General features: G+C 74.1%; 2 protein-coding genes. One reads left to right on the forward strand and one right to left on the reverse strand.

All coding sequences use genetic code 11. From position 1 onward, the window contains the following. The coding region (locus GT042_RS15915; protein ID WP_161309370.1) for a nicotinate-nucleotide--dimethylbenzimidazole phosphoribosyltransferase at nucleotides 1-223 on the forward strand (223 nt) is incomplete at its 5' end. 151 nt (nucleotides 224-374) lie between these two features. Here GT042_RS15915 and GT042_RS15920 read toward each other — a convergent pair. Then, on the reverse strand, nucleotides 375-851 hold the full coding sequence (locus GT042_RS15920) for a class I SAM-dependent methyltransferase (protein ID WP_161309371.1): 477 nt from the start codon (nucleotides 849-851) through the stop codon (nucleotides 375-377). Nucleotides 852-1046 lie beyond the last annotated feature (195 nt).

Below are 1046 nucleotides of genomic sequence, written 5' to 3' on the forward strand. Positions count from 1 at the left end.
GATCGCGCCGGAGGCCCTGGCGGCCTGCATCGCGGGCCACCGCAGCGCGGAGCCCGGCCACGTGGCGGCCCTCAACAAGCTCGGCCTGCGCCCCTTGATCGACCTGGACCTCCGCCTGGGCGAGGGCACGGGCGCCCTCCTGGCCCTCCCGGTGGTCCAGAGCGCGGCGCGGGCGATGCACGAGGTGGCGACGTTCGACTCGGCGGGCGTCACGGAGAAGTAAGCGCAGACGGGGACGGCCACCGTCACCACCGACCAGGCGCGAACCGTTGACCGGAGCACGCGGCGTGCTCCACCGGGGCATCAGAGACGTGGAGTTCTACGCGTGTCCGGAAACGATCACCGGAGTCGGCTGCGGGTCGGCGGACCCCCCGTCAGGCCCTTTCGTGCTTGCGGGCCAGCAGGCAGGCGCGTGGCCTGTTCACCCGTCCGCCGGGCTCCTGCTCCAGCCGCGCGGTGACGACGAGTCCGGCCTGCTCCAGCAGACCGACCACGCGGTCCAGGGGCATGCCGCCCAGCTCGTCGTCCCTCAGCTCCAGAGCGGTCATCGAGCCCTCGTGGAACCGCAGGTCCGGACAGGCCTGGCGGGCCAGCCCGATCATCTTCGGTGACAGGTCGACACCGAAGGCGGACACGCCCAGCCCGGCCAGGTGCGCCGTCACGCGGCCGGGGCCGCATCCCAGGTCCGCGACCGGCCCCGGACCGGCCGTCCGTACGAGCTCGGCGAATCCCGCCAGCATGGCGCGGGACAGCGGGTCCATCGCGGCGGGGGGCGGGACGCGTTCGACGTAGTCGGCGGCGACCGTGTCGTACGACTCGCGCACGGCGGTCAGGAAGGAGGGTTCAGCCATGCGGGCGACCCTGGAGCAGGGAACTGACAGTCCGTGTCACGGACTTGACCCCACCTGTCAGGCAGGTCCACCGGGGGCGAGCATGTGCGGTCCGCCCGCCGGCCTCGCAAGCGGGCCGGCAGCCGGGAGGCCGTCCCACGCGGGGACAGCCCCTGGGCGCCCGGGTCCGGCGTCCCGCGACGCGCCGTCGTCCAG

Source organism: Streptomyces sp. SID3212 (genome assembly GCF_009865405.1).
Lineage (GTDB): Bacteria > Actinomycetota > Actinomycetes > Streptomycetales > Streptomycetaceae > Streptomyces.

Bases quoted from the DNA above. Each gene is read 5' to 3' on its own strand.
- GT042_RS15920 (WP_161309371.1), bottom strand. From the start codon at position 851: ATGGCTGAACCCTCCTTCCTGACCGCCGTGCGCGAGTCGTACGACACG.